The sequence below is a fragment of the Pedobacter folensis genome (assembly GCF_056490665.1).
On record NZ_JBWJIF010000001.1, the window covers coordinates 453,004 to 473,524 of the forward strand.

General features: G+C 38.1%; 11 protein-coding genes. 5 read left to right on the forward strand and 6 right to left on the reverse strand.

Going from position 1 to position 20,521, the window contains the following annotated elements; genetic code table 11:
- Positions 1–168 precede the first annotated feature (168 nt).
- From AC04QZ_RS01655 to AC04QZ_RS01675, 5 genes are all read left to right on the forward strand, one after another.
- Positions 169–2,559 (forward strand): TonB-dependent receptor, encoded by a 2,391-nt coding sequence (locus AC04QZ_RS01655; protein ID WP_478356318.1) that lies wholly within the window; start codon positions 169–171, stop codon positions 2,557–2,559.
- A 341-nt stretch (positions 2,560–2,900) separates the two neighbouring features.
- Positions 2,901–3,341, forward strand: coding sequence for a PaaI family thioesterase (locus AC04QZ_RS01660; protein WP_478356319.1), 441 nt, complete (start codon positions 2,901–2,903; stop codon positions 3,339–3,341).
- A 100-nt stretch (positions 3,342–3,441) separates the two neighbouring features.
- Positions 3,442–3,684, forward strand: a complete 243-nt coding sequence (locus tag AC04QZ_RS01665) for a hypothetical protein (protein WP_086545924.1) — start codon at positions 3,442–3,444, stop codon at positions 3,682–3,684.
- Between the two features lie 187 nt (positions 3,685–3,871).
- The gene (locus tag AC04QZ_RS01670; RefSeq protein ID WP_478356320.1) at positions 3,872–7,048 is read left to right on the forward strand and encodes a SusC/RagA family TonB-linked outer membrane protein; all 3,177 of its coding nucleotides are present in this window, start codon (positions 3,872–3,874) and stop codon (positions 7,046–7,048) included.
- 11 nt (positions 7,049–7,059) lie between these two features.
- On the forward strand, positions 7,060–8,481 hold the full coding sequence (locus AC04QZ_RS01675) for a SusD/RagB family nutrient-binding outer membrane lipoprotein (protein ID WP_478356321.1): 1,422 nt from the start codon (positions 7,060–7,062) through the stop codon (positions 8,479–8,481).
- Positions 8,482–8,686: 205 nt separating this feature from the next.
- Here AC04QZ_RS01675 and AC04QZ_RS01680 read toward each other — a convergent pair whose 3' ends face one another.
- The 6 genes from AC04QZ_RS01680 to AC04QZ_RS01705 all read right to left on the reverse strand — a co-directional run bounded on the left by AC04QZ_RS01680 (position 8,687) and on the right by AC04QZ_RS01705 (position 20,520).
- Complete coding sequence (locus AC04QZ_RS01680) at positions 8,687–9,958, reverse strand: nucleoside recognition domain-containing protein (protein ID WP_086545927.1); 1,272 nt, start codon at positions 9,956–9,958, stop codon at positions 8,687–8,689.
- Positions 9,959–10,245: 287 nt separating this feature from the next.
- Positions 10,246–13,104 carry a S9 family peptidase gene (locus AC04QZ_RS01685; protein ID WP_478356322.1) on the reverse strand — a complete coding sequence of 953 codons (2,859 nt, stop codon included), beginning with the start codon at positions 13,102–13,104 and terminating at the stop codon, positions 10,246–10,248.
- 278 nt (positions 13,105–13,382) lie between these two features.
- Positions 13,383–15,176 (reverse strand): membrane protein insertase YidC, encoded by a 1,794-nt coding sequence (yidC, locus tag AC04QZ_RS01690; RefSeq protein WP_478356323.1) that lies wholly within the window; start codon positions 15,174–15,176, stop codon positions 13,383–13,385.
- A 20-nt stretch (positions 15,177–15,196) separates the two neighbouring features.
- A complete protein-coding gene (locus AC04QZ_RS01695) occupies positions 15,197–16,813 on the reverse strand; it encodes a CTP synthase (RefSeq protein WP_086545930.1) in 1,617 nt (538 codons plus the stop codon).
- A 161-nt stretch (positions 16,814–16,974) separates the two neighbouring features.
- A complete protein-coding gene (locus tag AC04QZ_RS01700; protein WP_478356324.1) occupies positions 16,975–17,736 on the reverse strand; it encodes a GLPGLI family protein in 762 nt (253 codons plus the stop codon).
- 6 nt (positions 17,737–17,742) lie between these two features.
- Positions 17,743–20,520, reverse strand: a complete 2,778-nt coding sequence (locus AC04QZ_RS01705) for an outer membrane beta-barrel protein (RefSeq protein WP_478356325.1) — start codon at positions 20,518–20,520, stop codon at positions 17,743–17,745.
- Between the last annotated feature and the right edge of the window lies 1 nt (position 20,521).

Here is a 20,521-nt window from a genome sequence, read left to right on the forward strand (position 1 = left end):
GATTTTAAGCATGTTAAATATTATCTAAATATTTAATTTGATATATTTAAATTAAAATTTAGATTTGTCTAAAGTTATATTTAGATAAATCATTTTGTATTCATGAAATCCCTGTTATTATATTGCTTCTGTCTTTTTTTATCACTAAATGCCATTGCCCAAAAGGTGATGATTAAGGGATTAGTAACCTCTCAAAACGAACCTGTAGAAAATATTACCATTAAAATTTTAGGCACTAACGGATCAACAAAATCGGGTAGTTCAGGCCTATATCAATTAAATGGAGTCCCTGCCGGAAATTGCGATCTCATTTTTTCAGGTATTGGTTATCAGTCAAAAAGAATTAAAGTCATCTTAAAAGGGGATACAGCCCTGGTTAATGCCGACTTATTAAGTTTAGCATCAGATTTAAATGATGTGGTAATTACCGGCGTAAACCGGGCCACACAATTGCGTAAAAGCCCTGTGCCTATTGCCGTCCTCTCTAAAAAGTCAATGGATCAAAACGTCAATACGAACTTGATCGAAGCCATTGTTAAAGGAGTACCGGGCATTACCGCTGTTACCACCGGTCCGAATGTTTCTAAACCTTTTATTAGGGGTTTGGGCTATAACCGTGTATTAACTTTGTATGATGGTTTAAGGCAGGAGGGACAACAATGGGGCGATGAACATGGGATTGAGGTGGACGAATATGGCATTACCAGAGCCGAAGTAGTAAAGGGCCCTGCGAGTTTAACCTACGGTTCTGATGCCCTGGCTGGGGTAATTAATATGATTCCTTATAGTCCAAACTTTGAAACCGGAAAGTTGAAAGGGGATTTTACCGCAAATTACCAGAGTAATAATGGTATGATCGGTTCTTCGCTCGGCCTGGCCTACATTAAAAACGATTGGAAATATACGTTTAGGGCAACCGGGAAAACAGCACATAATTACGAAAATAAAATTGATGGACTGGTTTATGGTACAGCTTTTAGAGAATACAATTTATCGGCCAGTGCAAGGGTAGATAAAGCCTGGGGTTTTTCTAAAACGGCCATTACCTATTATGATAATTTAATGGAAATTCCTGATGGTAGCAGAGATTCTCTCTCGAGAAGATTTACCAGACAGGTTTTGGATGACGGAGACGATATTAAAAACAGACCTGTTGTACCTGAAAGTGATCTGAATACTTATTCCATTAATCCCTTGCATCAGCATATTCAACATTATCGCTTTTATAATACCAGTCAGTTTAAATTTGGAACGAGTGATTTAAATTTATTGATTGGCGGACAACAAAGTGTAAGAAGGGAATATAACCACCCTACATTACCAGGCCAGGCTGGACTTTACGTCGTGTTAAACACTTTTAATTACGATCTTAAATATAATCTGCCCGATTTTGCTGGTATAGAAAGTACCATTGGGATAAATGGGATGTACCAGGGGAACAGGAGTAAGGCTGCTACCGATTTTCCCATTCCGGATTATGACCTTTTCGATATCGGTGCTTTTTATTTCGCAAAAAAATCGATGGGTAAAGTCGATGTTTCCGGAGGGATCAGGATCGACAGAAGAAATATAAACTGGGGTGATTTTTATGTAGGTACCGATGCTCAATCTGGTTTCGGGAAACAAGTAAGCGCAAACGACCCAACCGGGAAACTGCAGTTTCCTTCATTTAATAAAAACTACTATGGTTTATCAGGAAGTTTGGGTTTAACTTACAATATTTCGGAAAGGCTTTTAATTAAAGCCAATATGGCACGAGGATACAGGGCGCCAAACATTACGGAAATCGGTTCTAACGGATTAGATCCAGGTGCACATATTGTGTATTTGGGTAACAGGACCTTTAAACCAGAGTTTAACCTTCAGGAAGATGTTGGCATTATTGCCTATTTGAAAGATGCCGATATAAGCCTGGAACTATTTAACAACAATATTCAGAACTATATTTATCAGTCGCGTTTGACCGATGCCAACGGAAATCCCGTAGTTATTGTGCCTGGTAATTTAACCTATCAGTATCAGCAATCAAAAGCCAGATTATATGGCGCAGAAATTTCGATAAATCTACATCCTACTGGTTTAAAATGGTTAAGTTTCAATAATAGCCTGGCATATGTGGTTGGCCTGAACCAGAACCAGGAACTCCTGAATAAACATGGCAGAGCGGCTAAATACCTTCCTTTTATTCCGCCATTGCAAGTGAGGACGGAGATCAAAGCGACTGCACAAAAACCTATAGGTATTTTTGATAAACCCTATATTAAAATTGATGCTGCTTTTTTCGCTGATCAGGATAAATTTTATGCTTTAGATGATACCGAAAGCTTTACCGCAGGTTATACATTAATTAACGGCGGCATAGGATCGGCATTAAAAACGAAAAAAGGAAAAACTTTGTGTGATATTTTTCTTCAGGCCGATAATATTTTCAACATCGCCTATCAATCAAATTTAAACAGGTTGAAGTATTTCGAATATTACAACCGTTCGCCCAATGGCCGGTCAGGAATTTACAATATGGGCAGGAACTTAAGTTTTAAAGTGATTATTCCGATTTAAGGATGGGAGAGGGAGGATGGAAAATGGAAGATGCAAGATGTAGGACGGGAGATGGAAGATGTAAGATGTAAAATGGAATAGGTAAGATGGCTTTAATATGGATTTCCCCATGATACATCTTAAATAATTGCATCTGCCATATTGTTTTTGTTTCGTTTAGGAAATGGGAGGTATTGATATCTTCCATTTTCTTTTTATATCGAATAAACCTTTTTGCTGCCAACCCTTCCACCTTATGGACTACGGACTACGGACTACGGACTATGGACTTGAACTATGAACTATCTCCCATTTTTCCTACTTTTAACGCATTCATCTTACCTCATAACATTTTACATCTTATGGAACCTTCCTTAAGCGAACAGCGTTTAACTTTTTTACGACAATCCATTGGCAAGGTAATTACCAATTCGCCATCTAACTTTATGAATTGGCTGGCTCCGGTTTTAATTAAAGCAGAGCATGGGATATTGGTTTGCCAGTATACCATCCGTAAAGAAATGACCAATCCTTATCAAATTTTACACGGTGGTGTAACAGCAGGTATAATTGATGATTTAATTGGTGCCACTGTTTTTACCATGGGATTAAACGAACGTTATACCACTGTAAATAATTATATCGATTATTTTGCTATGGCAAGTGAAGGTGACGAAGTTATTGCAGAAACCTCGATTGTAAAAAGAGGACGCACGATATTAAATCTGCAATGTGAGATATTTTTACCCTCAAAAAAGCGTTTAATAGCTAAAGGCTATTCGAACATGTTAAACATAGGTTAAGTTTTTTCTGGTAGCTTAAGAATTAATTGTTAATTCCTTTAAATTAACGAAACATTCTCATTTATAATTTGTTGTAGATTAACCTAAAATATAATGAGCCATGTTAGAAAATTATTCCACCCTGCAATTCATCGTGAGAGGCAAAATTTTTAAGGGATTTTGCATGCGTATTCAAGATGATTTTCACGAAACTTATGCTGTTGTTTTAGATGGTTACCATTCTTTTTGTATCTGGTTAGATAATAAAACAGAAAAGTGGTGTGCTTCCAAAAACGTAGCCATTGATCCTGATGCTATAGATGAAATCATTCACAGGATTTCTATTCCCCAACCATCTTGCTAAAATTGCGTAATAAAAATGTTGCAGCATAAATTCTGCCATTGATCTGCAGGATTTTGCTGTTTTATGCGGTATTTATCCTTTTTTACTTTTCTACTTCCTGCAAAACCAGGTTCATAATGGGTTTTGGTGGGTTAAATTGTGTATTTTAACAACAACTTAACTAATCAATTAACCTAAATCTTTCATTATGAACAAAAAATTACTAATGCTATTAGGAATTTTAGCGTGTTACGTAGTTTCCTATGCCCAAACCACTGTAAAGGGCAAGGTAACAGACGAGAGCAACGTTGGCATTCCGGGCGTAAGTGTACTGGTTAAAGGCAGTACAACCGGCGCTTCTACAGGCGGTGATGGTTCTTACAGCATTACTGTTACATCAAATAATGTTACACTGGTTTTTAAATCAATAGGCTTTGTTAGCCAAGAGGTAGCTGTTGGTGGCCGAACACAGGTTGATGTCAAACTCTTATCCGATTCTAAAGAACTTTCCGAAGTGGTTGTAACAGCTTTGGGCATTAAGAGATCTGAAAAATCCATTGGTTATGCCACTCAAAAGGTCGATGGTGATGCGTTAACCATGACCAAAGAAACCAATGTAATTGGTTCGCTGGCTGGTAAAGTAGCTGGTATTCAGGTAACTGGTTCGTCGGGCGCAAGTTTAGGCGGAACACAAAAAATTAAAATCAGGAGTGTAAATTCATTAACCGGTGGAGGATCGCCTTTAATGGTGTTGGATGGTACGCCCATTACACAGAACAATTTTGGAGGTTCGGAGAATGGTGTGGATTATGGAAATACCTCTCAGGATATTAACCCTGATGATATCGAATCAATCAATGTTTTAAAAGGACCGGCAGCATCTGCGTTATATGGGATTAGAGGACAATATGGCGTGTTATTAATTACCACTAAAAAAGGAGGTAAGGGTGCCAAAATGCAGATTGATATCAGCTCTGCTTATACCATCGATAAAATTGGGAATTTTTTACCATTACAGAACATTTACGGCGTAGGTAACAGTCAGGTTTTTTCCAAACTAACCAACGGACAAAACTATGTAAATGGAAACGATGAAAGCTGGGGCCCAAAAATGGATGGTACACCAATCAGGAAAATCAATAGCTTTTATCCACAGGATCCGGAGTACGGCCAGCTAAGTCCGTTTGAACCGCAACCCAATAATATTAAAGATTTTTTTGAGACAGGCCAAAATGTAAATAATGGAATATTTCTTACCGGTGGTTCAGAAAATTCTACTTTTAAAATCGGTTATACCAATGCTTATACAAAGGGTACTATTCCAAATACCTGGTTAAAAAGAAATAATTTAAGTTTAAGCACCACTTTCGATTTAACTAAAAAGCTCACCATAGGCGCCAATGTAAACTATGCGAATAATTCAGGACAGAGGCCAACACAAGGTTATCAAGGCTCATTTACTGGTGCTGTACAATGGTTTCAACGTAACCTGGATGTAAATACACTGAGAAATTACAAGTATGCGGATGGTACTATTTTGAATTGGAATGTAAATCCAAATACAGCAGGGGTAATTACCACCAATAAACCCAGTGATTGGAACAATCCATTTTTTGATGCTTATGAAGTATTAAACAATGATGATCGTAACCGTTTATTCGGCGATGTAAATCTGAGTTATCAGCTACTGCCTGAATTGAAAATCAGTGGTTTTGTACGTTCAGATATGTTTAGTCAGAATATTACGCACAAAGAGCCTCTTGGTGGTCGGAATTTAGATAACTATGCCATTACCAAAGCAGATGGAATAGATAATAATTATGAATTTTTAGCACAGTTCAATAAGACTATTAACGATTTCTCTGTTAATATAAATGCAGGAGCGAATCTTTACACAACCAAATTTACCCAAACGTCGCAATCAACAGTTGGCGGTTTATCCAGTCCAAACACGTATACCATTGCGGCTTCTGTAGATCGGCCAAACAGTAGTTCTTATCTGCGTCAAAAACAGGTTAGAAGTATTTATGCCATGGGCTCATTTGGTTATAAGGATACGTATTTTCTTGATGCATCAATTCGTAATGATATCTCATCAGCTTTACCTGCTGCTAATAACTCTTATTGGTATCCATCTGTTTCAGGAAGCTTTTTATTTAGTAACCTGATCAAATCAAAAGTACTGAGCTATGGTAAATTGAGAGCGAGTTATGCCATTGCCGGTTCTGATTTCGATCCTTTCCAAACGGCCATAACTTATGCTTTTGGTAGTCCATATCCAGCCACCAGTGGAACAATCAGTTCTTTAACGGTGCCGGATATTTTGAAAAATCCTGATCTAAAACCTTCTTTTGCTAATTCTTACGAGGCAGGTGTAGATTTAAGGTTTTTAAACAACAGGGTAGGACTTGATTTCACTCTATATCAGCAGCGTAATAAAAATCAGGTAATCAATTTATCGGTGTCTGGTGCAAGCGGGTACGATACTTACGTGGTTAATGCTGGTTTGATTGAGAATAAAGGATTAGAACTTACCTTATTTGGCCAGCCCGTTAAATCGAAGTTTTTTACGTGGGATATCAGCATAAATTATGCAAAGAATAAAAACACCATTAAGGAATTATATCCGGGTATAAATGTTTATCAGTTAGACCAGAATACCTATTCAAGTCAAATTATCTTTCTAAATTCTTCTATAAACCAATCCTTCGGAAATTTAGTTGGACCGGGATATAAACGTGATCCTGCTACAGGTGAAATACTTTTAGGAGCAGATAATATGCCTATTTCTGTAAACGGGGTCGACTTCGGCAGTGTGGTGCCAAATTATACAGGTGGAATTACCAACAATTTTAAAATCTGGAAATTCGATCTTGGCGCAGCATTCAGTTTCCAGAGCGGTGGCAAGTTTTTTAGCTGGAGTCAAATGTTAGCGGCAAAATCGGGACAATCAGAAATTACTGCTGCACTAAATGATAAAGGAGTGAACGTTCGTGAACCCATAGCGAATGGTGGTGGTGTGAAAGTTTCGGGGATCTCTTCTGTAACCGGGCAGCCTGTTACGGCTTATGTAGATGCCAGAACATATTATAGAACAAATTTAGGAACCAAGTTTTACGATGAGTGGGTTTATGATGCTTCTTACATCAAAATCCGCGAGTTAAGTTTAGGTTATAACTTCGATACGAAGCTTTTAAGTAAAACACCGTTTAAAGCCGTTAAACTTTCGGCAGTGGCGCGTAACCCGGTAATGATCTGGCAAAAGGCACCAAAAGGAGTTGATCCTTCAGAACTATCTTCGGGAAGCTCGGCCATTAGCTGGATCGAAAAAGGAGAACTGCAAACGGTACGTTCTTTTGGTTTAACCCTAAATGTTAAATTTTAAATCTTAAGACCATGAAAAAATTAAATCAATCAATATACTATTGCTTAGTGGTTTTAACCTTATCGAGCAGTTGTAGTAAATTTAAGGATTCGATCAATACCGATCCAAATAACCCTACGAAGGCTAGCGGCACACAATTAATAGCAAATTCAGAGCAGTTTTTGCCTACACTTAGTTCTTCTCCTTATGGTGTTCATTATCCGCAATACTTATCCAATACTTCATTCCCTGACAACTCCAGGTATGTAACCACAAATTTCGATTTTTATGGTTTATATAAAGGGCCAATGATCAACCTGCAAAATGTAATTACCAATTCTGCGCTCGATGCAAGTGAAGGGCCAATTGTCAACCAGATTGCAGTGGCGAAAATATTAAAGGCTTATTTTATGTGGCATGCCACTGATCGGTGGGGGCCGCTGCCTTATACCGATGCGTTAAAAGGGAAGGATAATTTTACGCCTAAGTACGATACACAACAAAGTATCTACAACAGCCTTTTCGCACTGCTTGACGAGGCAAATGCAAGTTTTGTTACGGGTAACTTAAAAAACGATATTGTTTATGGAGGTGACGTAGCTAAATGGAAACGTCTGGGTAATACTATTCATTTATTAATGGCATTGCGTTTAAGTAAAGTCGATCCAACTAAAGGAACTGCAGAATTTAATAAAGCCATTGCCAATGGGATTATGACCGCAAATACCGATAATTTGGCCTATCCTCATTTGGCTGTTACTGCTCAGGAGAATTATTGGTATAACTCGTTCACCGTACTCAGCAGAAATTGGTTTGCAGTGAGTAAACCGGTTGTAGATTTTATGCAGCCTTTAAACGACCCGCGACTGCCTGTTTTTGCAGCAAAAAATACCGCAGGGAATTATGTGGGTTTAGACTACGGCTTATCTACTACAGTTACACCAGGTAATTATTCGTTATTGGGAACAGCAATACGTCAACAGAATTCTCCCGTTTATTTAGTTACTTATGCACAAGCCTTGTTTGCTTTGGCAGAGGCTGCTAAAATGGGTTGGATAACGGGAGGAGATGCAGTTGCCAAGACCAATTATGATCTGGCCATTGAACAATCGATCCGTCAATGGAATAATAATGATATTAGTGGGCTAGCGGCTTATAAATTAAATGCTTCTGTAATATATAACCCGCTTACTGCATTCGAACAGATTGGCAATCAGCGTTGGGTGCATTTATTTATGCATGGATATGAGGGCTGGGCCGAATGGCGCAGAACTGGTTTTCCCAGCTTTTTGGCTCCTGCACCAAACAACAGTAACAAACCCATTCCGAGAAGAGAAGGTTACCCTACTCAAGAACAGGCTAACAATACGGAGAATTATAAAGCTGCAATTGCGGCCTTTCCTTATCTTGGAAGCGATGATCTGAATGCCCGAGTTTGGTGGGATAAACCTTAAAAAATTAACTTCTTAAGGTTAAATTATGGCTCTTGTTTTATTAAAATCCCTGTCAGATAATTTTCTGACAGGGGTTTTTTGTAGCTGTTCAACGCTTTCTTGGTTATTCTGAATGCAACAGGTGAATCAGTCTCGCAATAACGATAGATCGATCAATACACCAATGACTAATGAACCAATGACCAATAAACCAATGAACTACTATTTATGCAAAAAACATATAACTGAGTGCAATGGCCGTACAAACGCCAACCAAATCAGCCAGTAACATTGAGCCAATGGCATAACGTGTATTCTTTATTCCAACAGATCCAAAGTATACCGCTACTACATAAAAAGTAGTATCAGAAGCACCCTGGAAAACACCCGATAATTTACTGGCAAATGAATCAGGTCCGCTTGAAATCATGGTACTTACCATCATTCCACGGGCAGCGCCACCACTTAAAGGCCTGATTAAAGCTGTTGGTAGTGCATCAACAAATTTGGTGTCGGCTCCAAAAAATACAAACACGTTTTTAATGCCGCTCATCACCACATCAAAAGTCCCGCTGGTTCTCAGCATACTTACCGCAACTAAAATCCCAACTAAATAAGGAACGATTTTCAGTGCCGTTTCAAATCCACCTTTGGCACCATCAATAAACGCATCAAAAACATCTATTTTTTTATATAAGGCACCCAATACAATCAATAAAAAGATCAATAAGATTATTCCACCACTTAATAAGCCTGAAAATGATTTTATGCTTTCTGCATTTAACTTGCTTACATACCAAACCAGTAAACCAACCACTGCTGAGATACTTAATACCCAGGTAATGATAACCGGTTGAAGCAAGTTTATTTTTTGTTTAAAGGATACAATAAGCATCGCGGCCATGGTGCCGACAAAAGTGACGATTAAACAAGGAATGAAAATATCGGTTGGGTCTTGCGCATTTTGAGTTGACCTAATGGCAATTACACTTACGGGAATTAAACATAAACCTGCAGCGTGTAAACATAAAAACATAATCTGCGAATTGCTGGCAACATCTTTATTTGGATTGAGTTCTTGCAAACTTTCCATGGCCTTGATACCAAATGGCGTGGCTGCATTATCTAAGCCTAATAAATTGGCTGAGAAATTCATGATCATATGTCCCATAGAGGGGTGCCCTTTTGGGATCTCAGGAAAGAGTTTCGAAAAGAATGGACCAATAATTCTGGATAATAAACGGATGCCACCTGCTTTTTCAGCAATGCTCATTAAGCCCATAAATAAGGCCAGTGTTCCGATTAATTTAATGCAAAGGTCAACCGCGATCCAGCAGGTTTCGATAATACCATCTAATTTTAAGGGATTCAAAGGATCGGATGATTTACCAATTACCATCCAGTTAAAAATATCGCTATGTCCGAAAAAGAAACATTTAATACTTGCTACTACAATAGCCACGATAATAAATGCTGACCAGATTCTGCTTAATGCCATTAGGGTTGTTTAGTTTTATTTGAAGGGGTTAAAATACCTTTTTTAGTCGAAAGTTCATAGAAGAGAGTTTGGAGTTGGGAGGCTTTAGTCCGAAGTTAGGTTTGTGCCTATCAAATGATATATCTTTTCAGTTTATGGTTCATGGTCAAATAGTTGATAGACTGATCACATAGGAATTTTTGACCATTAGCCATTAACTATCAACCGAAAAAGTCCATGACCAATAGATATACTATCAACCATGGACTTTTTTGACTTTGGACTCAGGACTTCTGACTCCCGACTAACTAAGGTTTATCATCTGTTAACTCAAAACCCCAGGTTTTTCCTTTTTCAGTAGCAGGAATTCCACTGGTCATCCAGGCCGGAGCCTTTGCACCTTTTAAATAATAGTCGAAAAACTGTTGTTCGCGGATTTGAATATCCTTACGGTTCTGGCGTTGGACCAAATTGTGTGCTTCACCATTGTAGTTAAGCATCCAGACTGGTTTACCTAAGCGACGCAAGCCTGTAAACATCTCAATCCCTTGATACCATGGCACAGCACCGTCTGCATCGTTCGCCATTACCACAACTGGTGTATTTACTTTCGGAAACATAAACAATGGTGAGTTCTCGATATATAACTCAGGTTTTTCCCAAAGGGTTGCACCGATACGGCTTTGTGTTTTCTCATATTGGAACTGACGGTTCATGCCCGTTTCCCAGCGGATACCACCATAAGCAGAAGTCATATTGGCTACAGGTGCACCAGCCCAAGCTGCAGCATACATGTTATTTTGTGTAATAAGGTATGCTACCTGATAACCGCCCCAGCTTTGTCCCTGAATACCAATTTTACTTCCATCAACCCAGCTATTTTTCTTCAGACTTTCTACACCTGAATTGATAAATTCAACTGCCGATTTGCCTGGATGACCAGTTTCGTAACTAATATCAGGTGCAAAAACCAGGTATCCGTTACTCACGAAATAAGAAATATTTAAACGTGATGGCGTAGGAGCCGGCGCCTGATAGGTATATAAACCATCCGTTAATTTTTCGTAGAAATAAGCAATCATCGGATATTTCTTATTTGGATCGAAGTTTTCAGGTTTGTAAAGGATGCCTTCAGCCTTATAGCCTTTTGGCGTGGTCCATTTCACCAGCTCAGCCGTACCCCAGTTGTAGTTTTTTTGTTGAGGATTGGTATTGCTTAATTTGGTTTCCGTTTTGAAATCTGTAGTAATGTAAACATTTGGCGATTCTACGTAATTGGCTTTATCGTAAATGTAAACATCGGCATCTTTAGCTTTTACCAGGTTTGAATATTTAAACTTAGCCATTACCACCAATTCTGGTGCTTTAGCCGAACCAACGTTGGTGCGGTAAAAACCATTTTCTTTAGTGAGGTTGTTAAAGCCGTCTAACCAAACCGTTTCGTTCGCTTTTACAAATTTGCTATCTGCATTGCGCTCAAATCTGTTGTCTTGTTGTACTCTTTCGTAACGGAAAGTAATGTTGTTTGCTCTTCCAAAACCGGCAGTAATATTCTTTGGTGCCAATTTTCCGTCTGGTGAGAATGACCAGATATCATATTTATCGTTAATTAAAACAGCTTTATCACCTTCAGTCCAGGTAGCTAAGCCATAAGCAGAAGGTAAGTCTGGCACATCATTCTCTTCATCAACAAATTTTTCACTTAAACCTGCCGTTAAAACGGTAACCTTTGCTGTGGTTACATTGTAGGTATTCCAACTGCCCGATTTTCGATCGAAGTATAAAACATAATTTCCTGCCGGTGAAGCCAATGCATAACCATTGAGGTTCTCGATGATTTTCTTTTTCTGGCCATTTTTAGTGTCAACCAAATAGTAATCTTTTGAAGTTGAACCGCTCCATTGCGATTCTATCCTGCGACCGTAATCTGTAGAAGCTAAAACCTGCCCGGCATCACCTTCCGCTATGATATTTGCATCAGGTAATTTTAAATCGGTAAGCGGAATTACTTTTGGGTCACTGCTGTAAACATCAATCACCGATAAATAACTTTTTTTGCTGTCTCTTTCTGCGTTTTTTAGTTGCATAGGCTGCAAATAATCGTCTTTGTAATTCCAGACATCAACTTTCGCCACTTCGAAGTCTACGATAGTGGTATCTTTTGGTTTTTTGATAGGAGAGATGCCGAAAAACAATTTCTTGCCATCTTTACTAAAAGTGATTTTACCATCGCCATTAACCGACCATTTTGCGGGTAGGCCAGGCATATCAAAATCAACCAATATCTGTGCAGTATCAAGCGTTAAAGAGTTGTAATAAATATTGTAATCTTTTATTTCCTGTTTCTCCGGGCTTTGCTCGCCTACAAAAGCCACATGCTCGCTTTCCTCATCAAAGGTGAAATTTTTGAAACTTCCTTTGCCCTTAATCAGGGTTTTAAGTGTACCTTTTTCTGTATTTAACAAAAATACTCCTTGTGGAGCAGTTTTGTCCTTTTTAGAGCCACTGCAGGCAAAAACCAATTGTTTTCCATCTTTACTGAAGTAATAGTCGGTAACGAATTTATAGGTTTTATCTGTACCTGTTAAAAGGTTTTTTACCACTAAATCGGTTCCTTCTTCAGTTTTACCTTTAGCCGCAGGCTCATCATCAGCAAAATCTGTTTCGCCATCTTTTTTATCAGCTGGTTTTACTGTTTTTTTTGCTGTATCTGGTTTTTCAGTTAAGTAAGCCATCACACCCGCACCTTCTTCAGGAAATTTGAAAGATTTTACCCTGGCCACTTTAGTAACGGCATTGGTAGTAAGGTTAGCAATACCCAACGAATCTTTTGGCAATTCATCAGCTTTTTTCTTTTTTATTTTAGCCTGACGTAAATCTTTATTTAAAGGGCGGATGTTAAAAGCCGCGAATTTGGAATCGTTACTAAACTGCGAGTTCATTCCTCTTGGGATGTTCATCTTCGCATTGGTTTTAATATTGGTCAGGTACAGCTGTGCATCTCCTTCTTGCTGTAAGATGCTGTACATCGCCCATTGACCATTATTTGATAATTGCTTTGTTCCTACTGATTCCCAGGTATCGTATACCGAATGATCTAAGGGTTTCTTTTGTGCGTAGGCAAAGCTGACAACGAAAAACAGAATAATAGTTAGTCTCTTTTGCATTTTTAAAAGTTAAGTAATTTGTTGGTTGAGATTTAATCTTCTAAAATTGGAATTTTTTAGCTTATTAAGAAACTTGTATGTCAAATATTACAATTAAAAGCCATAAAGGCTGAAGGTTGGAAGGTCCGAAGATATATTGTGTAAAACTCCTTGCTGGGCGTTCTCCGCTAAACGCTTCACGCCATACGCCTTACGCTTCACACCATCCGCTCCGCCCAAAACAAAAATCCCCGATCACTTTGAAGTAATCGGGGATTCCGTATAATTTAAAAGTAAGATTACTTTTTAGCTTGTTGTTGCTGACGCATATAGTCATCCAAACGTTGCTGGAATTTAGACTTTTTCTTTTTCTCATCAGCTGGTCTGGCTTTGTTTTGCTGAATCAAAGCATGGATTTTATCATCATCAACCATTTTACGAATTAAGAACTGCTGTCCGAAAGTCATTAAGTTGGCTAAGAAATAATAATAGTTTAATCCGGCAGGGTAGCTATTTAACACACCTAAGAAAATAACCGGCATGATGTAACCGATGTACTTCATTTGACCTGTTGCTCCAGAAACCTGATTGTTGAAATAAGTCATAATCAATGTAGAGATGGTCATCAATACACACATTAAACTTAAGTGATCGCCGATGAAAGGAATTTTTACACCGAATTTGATAAACTCATCATAAGTTGATAAATCTTTCATCCACAAGAAACTCTCGCCACGTAACTCAAACAAGTTAGGGAAGAAGAAGAAGAAGGCCATTACCAAAGGCAATTGTAATACCATAGGTAAACATCCGCCCAGCGGATTTACACCGGCTTTCTTATAGAGTTTTAAATATTCCTGTTGAACCAATGTTGGGTTATCTTCGCCTACTTTAGCTTTAATTTCGTCCATTTCCGGCTTCAATACCCTCATTTTAGCCATTGAAAGATAAGACTTATAAGTAAGTGGCGATAAAGCAACTTTTAATAAAATGGTTAATACCAAAATGATTAATCCATAGTTCCAGCCAAAGCTGTTTAAAAAGTTAAATACAGGTAGTACAATGAAACGGTTAATGTATTTCAATGGCCAGTAGCCCATATCAACCTGTTGCTCTAAATCGTAACCTTGTGCTTTTAGCGCCGAGAATTTGTTGGTTCCAAAATAGAATTCCATTTCATAAACCTGGTTAGCCGTATGTGCATATGGCAATTGCATATTGGCATCATAAAACTTCACCAAACCTGGAGCTGTTGGAATTTTAACTTCTAAACTTCCTTTTTCGAAAGCCTGTTTAGAGATTAAAGAAGCTGAGAAAAAGTGTTGTTTGAAAGAGAACCACTGGATTTTACCTTTCGATAAATCTTCTTTCTCATCTTTCGAAACACTTAGGTGGTCTACATCGCCATCTAAATATTTGTAGTATGGTGCAGAGTAACGGTGCTCACTTTCGATCGATTTTTCTTGCTGTAATAAAGTAGTCTGCCAGTTTAAACCAATGTTATTACCTGCAATTACTTGTTGTAAGCCAACTAAATTGATGTTGAAAGCAACTTTATTACTTGACGCTTTTAAATCGTATACATATTCTACATATGCGTTAGCGCCATAATTGGCACGCATGGTAACTGTATTTCCGGTTTTTGTTGGAGTAAAGTATAAATCGTTGGTGTTAATTACTTTACCAGCAGCATTAAGATTTAAACCAAACTTGTTCTGATTTCCATCAAATAAAATCAGCGGTTTGCCAGTAAAGGTTTTCTGGCCTTTAATTTCAACCGAAGTAATTTTACCGCCTTTATTGCTTAAAGTAATTAATAAGTTCTCGTTTTCTAACACGGTATTGGCTTCTGTACCGGTTATCGCGGTACCAAAAGGACCTTTTAACGCTAAAGAATCTACAGCCGGGTTAGCAATTGCAGCTGTTTTAGTGGTATCTTTTTGTACTGGTGTAACGCCAGCTTTTTTCAAAGAATCTAAATGCTCTGTTTCTTTGGCTTTTTTCATTTCAGCCTCGTTCGGCCTCAAAAAATAGAATGATCCTGCCAAAATGATCATAATCAGGAACAGTCCTGTAAAGGTATTTCTATCCATTATTTACGTATATACTGCTTTTAATTCGTTTTCTTTTTTGCAAACTCCATCGCAGCGGCGACAAATTTAACAAAAAGTGGGTGAGGATTAGCAACTGTTGATTTTAATTCCGGGTGAAACTGTCCGCCAACGAAAAAGGGATGATTTTTAAGCTCCACAATTTCAACTAAATTGGTTTGCGGATTCATACCTGATGCAATCATTCCTGCATCTTCGTATTGTTTTAAATAATCATTATTAAATTCGTAACGGTGACGGTGACGCTCATTAATGTGCGATTTACCGTATATAGAAAAAGCTTTTGTTCCTTTTTTAATATCGCAAGGGTAAGAGCCTAAACGCATTGTTCCACCTTTGTTTGTTATTTTTTTCTGCTCTTCCATCATGTTAATTACAGGATTTGCAGCATTTTCTTCAATTTCTGTCGTATGTGCATCTTTCAAACCTAAAACGTTACGGCCAAATTCGATCACAGCACATTGCATACCCAGGCAGATGCCGAAGAAAGGAACATTGTTCTCACGAACATATTTTATGGCATCAATTTTACCCTCAATACCGCGGCTACCAAAACCTGGCGCCACTAAAACACCTTGTAAGTGACCTAATTTATCTTTTACATTATCAGGGAAAATTCCTTCTGAGTGAATATATTCTACCTTCACCTTACATTCATTTTTCGAACCTGCGTGTACAAAAGATTCGATAATTGATTTATAAGCATCAGGTAATTCTACATATTTACCAATCAAACCAATTCTAACCTCTGCCGTAGGATTTTTTAAACGGCCTAAGAAATCTTTCCAGCTTTCCATATCCGGATCGCTTTTGGTCGGTAATTTTAATTTCGATAAAACAGTTTTATCCAATTGTTCTTTTAACATCAACAATGGCACATCATAAATAGTAGATGCATCCATCGATTCGACTACCGCATTGATGTTAACGTTACAAAATAAAGCAATTTTTTTTCTGATCTCAGGACTAATGTGGTGCTCGGTTCTGCAAACCAGTATATCCGGCTGTATTCCGTATTCCAGTAAAGCTTTAACAGAGTGTTGTGTTGGTTTCGTTTTTAACTCGCCGGCAGCAGCTAAATAAGGTACCAGGGTTAAGTGGATAACAATAGCATTGGTACTGCCTTCTTCCCATTTAAACTGACGAACAGCCTCAATAAAGGGTAGAGATTCAATATCACCAACAGTTCCGCCAAGTTCAGTAATCACAATATCGTATTCACCGCTATCGCCTAAAATACGCATGTTGCGTTTAATTTCGTCTGTAATATGAGGTACAACCTGAACTGTTTTACCCAGGTACTCACCTTTACGTTCTTTGTTAATGACGTTCTGATAAATACGGCCGGTAGTAATGTTGTTTGCCTGCGATGTTGGAACGTTAAGGAAACGCTCATAATGACCAAGATCCAGGTCGGTTTCAGCACCATCTTCGGTTACAAAGCATTCGCCATGTTCGTATGGATTTAAAGTTCCCGGATCGATATTGATGTACGGATCGAATTTTTGAATGGTTACACGGTAGCCACGTGCCTGTAAAAGTTTAGCTAAAGATGCGGAAATGATGCCCTTACCTAAAGAGGAAGTAACACCGCCCGTAACAAAAATATACTTTGTCATGATTGATAATTTGTGGAATTAACCAGGTGTTTTGAGCCTGTTTAATTGTTTTTGTACGGGATACAAAGGTACAAAAAATTATCGCTCGATTAGATACTTGCCAGATTATTTTTTCATCATATTATATCTCTGATAGTGACTGTTTTAGCTTAGGCGCCAACTTAAAGTATCAGCTTGTAAAGTTCTTTTTTAATATCTTCTATCTTTCTGGGGTTCTTTTTATCATCATAACGGGTATAGAGGTCGATCATTTTTTTGAAATCTTTTTCAGTATCCGTCCTTTTTCCTTTTGAAGGTGGAACAATGTTTAAGATGGGAACGTTTTTGGCCTCAACCTTGGTGGCAAACCAGGTGGTGTTGTATCGTGGTATGGCCAGGCCCAATATCATTCCAGGCAAACCCGTAAATCCTTCTGGACCGCCTTTTAATAAAATTTCTTCACTATAGAAAGCCACTACGGTAACGGAATCGTTTATTACTGCGGTCGCTTTACGACATTCGTAACCGGCAATTTGGCGTACATCGTGCATGATTTTCCAGTTGAGATGGGGGATAGTGTCTTTTAAAATAAAATCTTCGCCATTTATTGGTTTTCTGATTACCCTTGCCTTTTTACTAAAGTCGGTGTACATTTCATTTGTATTCTCCCCGGCAATAAAGAAGAAATTATTATCGTTTAAGGTTTCTTTTGGTTTAAGCTTATAAATAGAGCAGCTATCGTTAAAGCTGTAATCCCAATTGGAAATCCTGTACTTGCTCATTTTATCCCTGGCATCGTCAGATATCCAGGAGTTTGAAGCCAGTTGCTGTTTTTGGTTGATTTTTTTCTCGAAAGTTATTTTAGCACTCTTGATGAAAACGGTTTGTGCTTTAATTATCGTCACTGCAAAAAACAGCATCATTGTTAATCCTAAGTGTTTCATCTTATGTTATTTTTTGTCTTGTTTAATGAAGTTTCCGGTTAAATTATAGGTAACGCCAATCAGTACGTACCTCGGAATAAAGCTGTTGGTGTATTCGCTGATGCTATTGCCTCCAACATAACGGTTATAGCCAATTTTCTCTGCCAGAATATCAGAAATGGATACTTTTACTTCTAACTCTTGTGATTTAAGCATTTTCTTTGATAAATAAGCGTTCCATAATGCAATATTTACGGGTGTGCTAAATGAGGAATTGGCCGGTTGATAAGATAATGATATGGTGGTGTTAAACTCGGTATTATACGGGAGCTGGATGTTCCCTGAAATATCATGATTGTGGATAAAGCTTTTCCCATTATTTATCGAACCGATGGATGACCGGCTGTTCGAAAACGTAAAGGAAGGATTGTACTGCAGCTGAACTTTATTGCCATAATAACTAAAGCGTGGACGGAAACTCAGGCTGTTGTTTATATTTTCATTCAGTTTATTGTTTAAAATGGAAACGGATGTCGAATGGTTAAAACTGGCATTAAAGCCGGTATTAAAATGAATTTTACTAAAACTTTTATTAAAGCTTGCACCTCCGTAAAAATTATTATTCCCATCTAAATTGATATAACTGCTGATGGTTTTGTTTACCTCATCAACTGTTCTCGTACTCACAACAGCATTTTTGGTAAAGCTATAGCCGCCGTATACGTAGGCGTACATCTGCGATTTTTGCTGGTAAATATTAAAATTAAAGCCAAAATTATTGTTGAACGATGGTTTTAAATCTGGATTACCTCTTATTTCATAAAGTGGATTGTTGATTTGTCTGATGGGCTGTAATTGATCCAGACTAGGCTGTCGGGTATTTCCGTTGTAGCTTAATGATACACTGGTACTTTTGCCCAGTTTATAGTTGAAGTTACTCTGTGGGGCCCAGTTTAAATAGTTCCGGTTAAATTTGTTGTTCCGGTCTAAATCATTCAGCTCAAATGTGGTTTCGGTAGCCTCTGCACCACCAGATAAGGTGAACTTCTTCGATCTGTATTGCAATACCACTTTACCAATGTTCGAAAAATTATTGAAATCGAAATTGTTGCTCAGCGAATCGATACGTTTATTATTTAATGATTTATCGAACACCAGTTTATGGCTATTTGATGCCACTGTTTTAAAGCTGTAGGCTGTTTGTAATGAAAATTGTTTGCCCAAAGGTTCTGTATACGATATTCTGGTGCCGAGAGAGCTTTCAGTGCCCGAATTATCGTTCAGGAAATTCTGGTTAACCGTTCTGTTAATTGTTCCACTGCCATCGTAATAATTGGTTACACTTAAACTGGTACCCAGGCTGGTGCTGCTTTTGGTTTCAGGTTGTATATCAATGGAAAGTGTTCTTCCTTTTTTTACAAACTTTTTCGAGTAATTGATATTTCCGTTAAACAAATCATTGTCGCCATTGCTGTCGTTAAACTGATCACTGTTGTTAACAAATATCCCGGCGTCATTTTTGGTTTCGTTGGCGCTTATATACTGGCTGCTGTTTTTTCGTTTACTGCCTGCAAACGATATTTTTAAGGTAGAAAGTGAATCTATTTTAACATCAACGCTACCTTTTAAACTTTGCCCGGTGTTTCTGGTTTCGCTGTTTGATCTGCCTTCGCTAAAAAAATTCGTTCCATTAGGCAATAACGACTGGTTTTTATAGGTGGTTCTGTCCAATATATTTCTTTCACTGCCTTTATAATTCAGTTTTAAGCCAATTTTGTTTTCATTCCATTTGTCGGAAAAATGGGCACCATACCCGGTTACATCAGGCAGGCCACTGGATGGTGAAAAATCATCTTCATCACGGCCGCCGCCATAGCTGATCATCACCGTACTGCCGTCATCGCCCACTTCAATTACATCGTAATCATTACCTTTTAACTTGCTCATGGCGGCACTTGCTTTCGAATCCTGATTGGTATTGGAATTGGATCCAAATACAGCAGCTTTTAATTTGTTTTTATAAATGCCCGCCATACCACCGATATTTTTATAGTGCTTGAGGTCGCTATTGGCATCCAGGGTACTGAGATACCCGTTTTTGGCGTTTTCCTTGAGCTTGATGTTCATGACTTTCTCTTTGGCATCGCCTTCTTTTATGCCTGATAATTCTTCTTCTTTGGTTTTTTTATCGTAAACCTGAACTTCGCTAACTGCATTGGCTTTCAGGTATTTTTGTGCCAGAAGCGGATCGTCGCCAAAAAATTCCTCGCCATCAACCAAAAGCGTGTTTACATCTTTTCCGCCAGCTTTTATGGCGCCATCTTTATCAACCTCAATTCCTGGTAAGCGCCTTAATAAATCCTGTAGATTGGCATGTGGTTTTACTGCAAAACTATCTGCCTGATAAGTTATCGTATCGCCTTTCATGCTAATGGCCTGTTTTTGAGCCTTAATTACCACTTCATTTAAGAGCGTGGCTTTGCTATCCATCGCAATATTACCCAGGTTGAATTTGGATGAATCAGACAACTGGATGTCTCTGATATAATCGGCCATTTTAGGGAAGGTAACCACCAGGGTATAATTTCCTTTTTTTAAATTCGAAAACTCGAATGCACCGTTGGCCTTAGTGCGTGCATCTTTAATTAAAATAGAATCTTTGCTTGATATCAGCAGGATAGCACTATTTTGTAATTTTGTTTTTTCAACTGTATCAACTACAACACCTTTGATGCTTGCGTTTTGTGCCAGTGCGGGTAAAAATAGTAATGAAAAAATAAGAGCCGAGAAGAGTTGCTTGAGCATG

Excerpts from the sequence above, each read along its gene's own strand:
- AC04QZ_RS01700 (WP_478356324.1), bottom strand. The coding sequence starts at position 17,736 with ATGAAACACTTAGGATTAACAATGATGCTGTTTTTTGCAGTGACGATA.
- AC04QZ_RS01675 (WP_478356321.1), top strand. The coding sequence starts at position 7,060 with ATGAAAAAATTAAATCAATCAATATACTATTGCTTAGTGGTTTTAACC.
- yidC (WP_478356323.1), bottom strand. The coding sequence starts at position 15,176 with ATGGATAGAAATACCTTTACAGGACTGTTCCTGATTATGATCATTTTG.
- AC04QZ_RS01705 (WP_478356325.1), bottom strand. The coding sequence starts at position 20,520 with ATGCTCAAGCAACTCTTCTCGGCTCTTATTTTTTCATTACTATTTTTA.
- AC04QZ_RS01685 (WP_478356322.1), bottom strand. The coding sequence starts at position 13,104 with ATGCAAAAGAGACTAACTATTATTCTGTTTTTCGTTGTCAGCTTTGCC.
- AC04QZ_RS01665 (WP_086545924.1), top strand. The coding sequence starts at position 3,442 with ATGTTAGAAAATTATTCCACCCTGCAATTCATCGTGAGAGGCAAAATT.
- AC04QZ_RS01680 (WP_086545927.1), bottom strand. The coding sequence starts at position 9,958 with ATGGCATTAAGCAGAATCTGGTCAGCATTTATTATCGTGGCTATTGTA.
- AC04QZ_RS01670 (WP_478356320.1), top strand. The coding sequence starts at position 3,872 with ATGAACAAAAAATTACTAATGCTATTAGGAATTTTAGCGTGTTACGTA.
- AC04QZ_RS01655 (WP_478356318.1), top strand. The coding sequence starts at position 169 with ATGATTAAGGGATTAGTAACCTCTCAAAACGAACCTGTAGAAAATATT.
- AC04QZ_RS01695 (WP_086545930.1), bottom strand. The coding sequence starts at position 16,813 with ATGACAAAGTATATTTTTGTTACGGGCGGTGTTACTTCCTCTTTAGGT.
- AC04QZ_RS01660 (WP_478356319.1), top strand. The coding sequence starts at position 2,901 with ATGGAACCTTCCTTAAGCGAACAGCGTTTAACTTTTTTACGACAATCC.